The organism is Candidatus Margulisiibacteriota bacterium (assembly GCA_031268855.1).
GTDB lineage: Bacteria > Margulisbacteria > Termititenacia > Termititenacales > Termititenacaceae > Termititenax.
Genome location: JAIRWS010000047.1, coordinates 1 through 3,471, shown reverse-complemented (window position 1 = coordinate 3,471; position 3,471 = coordinate 1). Strand labels below are relative to the sequence as shown.

Below are 3,471 nucleotides of genomic sequence, written 5' to 3'. Positions count from 1 at the left end.
CGTGTTGCCACTTTTTCCGCGAACACCTTATCATGCTCGACGAAAAGCAGGGTCGGCTGATATTGAAGAATTAGATCTTCGATCTGCATCCGTGACAGCACGTCAATGAAGTTGAGCGGTTCGTCCCAGATGTAAACATGCGCGCTCTCGCACAAACTGCGCGCCAGCAGAACTTTTTTCTTTTGGCCGCCGCTGAAATCCTGCAGCTCTTTTGCAAACTGCCCGCGGCTAAAATCTAATTTGCGCAATATTGCTTTGAATAAACTTTCGTCCAGCTGGCATTGTTCTATATAGTCTTTAAGCCCGCCGCGCAGATGCGTTGTGTCCTGCGTGACATAAGAGATTTTGAGACCGGGCGGAATTTTTAATTCGCCAGAATATTTTATTTTCGCACCCAGAATTAATTTTAGCAGGCTGGATTTGCCGCAGCCGTTGCGGCCTTGCAAGTGTATTCTCTCACCGGCGCTCAGGGTAAAATTTAATTTAGTGAAAACCGGCTTGTCTGTGTAAATGATAGACAGGTCTTGCGCTGTAATTAGCGGACTTTGCTGGAATGCCAGCGGCCGCAGTTTCAGATCCGCGGCGGTCTCGATATTTTTGAGCAGGCTGGCTTTTTCCGCCAGCGCGTTTTCCTGGCGCCGCTCGGCGTTCTTGGCGAGCTGCATCATTTTGGCGGCTTTGTGGCCGATGAAGCCCTTGTCGTAAGCCGCGCCGCTGCCTCTGTCGATCTGCTGTTTGCCGCGTTCGGTTTTGTCTGACCAGCCGGCCAGACGTCGGGACGCTGCCTGCAGGCGGCGAATATCTTTTTTTAGCCTGGCATTTTCAGCCAGCTCAAAATTGTCTTGCTGCGTTTTATTCTGCCACCACGAGGAAAAATTGCCGCGCTGCACCTCAATACTGGCGCGGTTGATCGCCAGCACATGGTCGATGCAGGAGTCCAAAAAATGCCGGTCATGCGAAACGAGAATGAATCCTTTTTTGCGGTTCAAGTACCGCGCCACAACTTCCCGCGCCTCAAGGTCGAGATGATTGGTCGGCTCGTCGATGAGCAGAAAATTATTTTCTTTGAGGAATAAAACCGCCAGCAGAATTTTGGTTTGTTCGCCGCTGCTCAAAGAACCGAAAGTTCTGGCCAGGATGTCCGCGTCAAGATTTAAAAGAGACAATTCTTTTTCCAGCCGCCAAAGTTCATAGTCAGGGTAGATCTCTGCCGCCGTGTCCAGCGCTGTTTGATTTTTGTCCCGCGCCGTGTAGGGAAAATAAGTGAAATCAACCGCCGCGTTGATCTGCCCGCGGTAAGCATACTGCCCCAGCAGCAATTTCAGAAAAGTTGTTTTGCCGCGACCATTGCGCCCAATAAAGCCGAGTTTCCAGTTTGTGTCTATGGCAAAAGAGACGTTTTCAAAAATATTTTCAGGGCTGCCCTCATAGGCGAAAGTTAAATTGCTGATATTGATTAACGACATTTTTCATACTCCTTACGCCTGCTCCAGCAGCTCCTGTGCGTGGGCGGCGGCGCCGGGCTGTCCGCCGCCCTTGCCGTGTTCTAGCAATTCCTGTGCGTGAGCGGCGGCGCTCTCCGTCATTTTGCCGGAGAGCATACGGGTAATTTCTACCTCGCGGGCGGTTTTATCCAGCGGCAGGATAGTCACAGCGGTAGTGTTGGCCGTGGCGGATTTTTCCACACGCAGATGATGATCGGCGCGCGCCGCAATCTGCGCCAGATGCGTGATGCAGATGACCTGATGTTTGCGCGCAATGCTGTGTATGGCTTCCGCGATAGCTAGCGCAGTTTCACCGCCGATGCCGGCGTCTATTTCATCAAAGATCATCGCGGAGCTCTGGTCTTGTTCGGCTAAAATTTTGCGGATAGCCAGCATGACGCGCGAAATCTCACCGCCCGAAGCAATTTTAGCCAGCGGTTTGACCGGCTCGCCAGCATTGGCCGAGATGAGAAACTCCACGCTATCCAGGCCATCGATTGAATAATTGCCGCGCTGGAAATTTATTTTAAATTGAGCGCGCGGCATACGCAGAGCCTGCAGAGCGCCGCTGATTTTTTGCTCCAGCTCCGCAGCGGCTTTTTGCCGGTGTTCGGACAATTCACCGGCGGCCTGCAAATATTCTTTTTCCGCCGCCGCTAGATTTTTCTCCAGCTGAGCCAGCCGGTCATCCGTGTCTGCCAGCCCCGACAGCAGTGTTTTTAGCTGGTCGCGTTTTTTGATCAGCAGGGACGAAACGTCTTCTTCCTCAAGCTGCTTGAGATGCTTGCGTTTAAGTTTGTTCAGCAGATCCAGCCGCTCATTGAGCTCGTCCAATCTTTGCGGTGAAAATTCCAGATTGTTTTCATAAGCGGCCAGGCTGTCGTGAAAATCCTCAAAATCCAGACTGAGCGTTTCGGCTTTGTCCGCCAGATTTTGCAGCGCGGTTTCTTTGCCGGCGATCTGCGCCAATTTGCTTTTATTGTAACGCAGGCCGTCTCTCAGGCTGGTGATTTTTTCCGAGACGCCGCGCACGGTTTCGGCAATTTCCGTAAAAGAATCCAGCCGGTTTTTTTCCGCTTTTAATTCGGTATATTCTCCGGCCTGTAAATTAGCGCCTTCCAGCTCGGCCAGTTGAAAATTAAAAAAATCTTTTTCTTCCTGCCGCATGTCGCGGTTTTGTAGCAGCAAAGCATATTCTTTTTTGACCGCGTGGTATTTGCCGAAAATTTCCCGCACAGCCCCGCGAAGTTTGCTGACGGTAAAAAGATCAAGTATTTCCAGATGATTTTCCGGATCGATCAGTATCTGGTGCTGATGCTGGCCGTGAATGTCGATCAGATAGCGCGAAACTTTTTTTAACTCAGCCTGCGTGACGACGCGGTGATTTATCTTGATCAGATTCCGGCCGTTGAGCGAAATTTCCCGCGTGATGATCAGCACATCGTCGCCGGTGTATCCGTCAAGGTGTCGCCCGCGAATGTCAAAAACCGCTTCCAGTATCGCGCGCTGTTTGCCGGCCTTGATAAAATCCGCGGAAGCCCGCTCGCCCATGATGAGCGCCAGCGCATTGACGATGATCGACTTACCCGCGCCGGTTTCGCCAGTGATGACATTGAACCCCTCGGCAAATTCGATGGTCTGCTGGCCGATCAGGGCGTAGTTTTCCAGATATAACGAAATCAGCATCGCTAAAATTTTAACACACGCCGCCCGCAAATACTCTACACTTGAAATGATATACGCTATAATTAAAAAGGCGCGGGCTTAACTAACGTCGGCCACTAACGTGGCCTTGCGACCGAGAGTGGCCTCAAGCCACCGAGGAAGTGTCGCTGGCTGACCGAGCCAGCGGCTTGGCCTCACTTCACGTCGCCTGTTTCGCAGGCTTGTTAAGTTCGAGTCAGTTGGTAGAGTGTCAGCTACAGGATATAATATTTTTTGTTATGCGGGCTTAACTCAGTTGGTAGAGTGTCAGCTTCCCAAGCTG

2 protein-coding genes are annotated in these 3,471 nt (G+C 51.5%); both read right to left on the bottom strand.

Annotated features, from left to right (window positions below; genetic code table 11):
• Positions 1–1,466, bottom strand: a 1,466-nt coding sequence (gene abc-f, locus LBJ25_03120) for an ABC-F type ribosomal protection protein (GenBank protein ID MDR1452949.1), incomplete at its 3' end; no start/stop codon positions are given.
• A 12-nt stretch (positions 1,467–1,478) separates the two neighbouring features.
• Complete coding sequence (gene recN, locus LBJ25_03115) at positions 1,479–3,170, bottom strand: DNA repair protein RecN (GenBank protein ID MDR1452948.1); 1,692 nt, start codon at positions 3,168–3,170, stop codon at positions 1,479–1,481.
• Between the last annotated feature and the right edge of the window lie 301 nt (positions 3,171–3,471).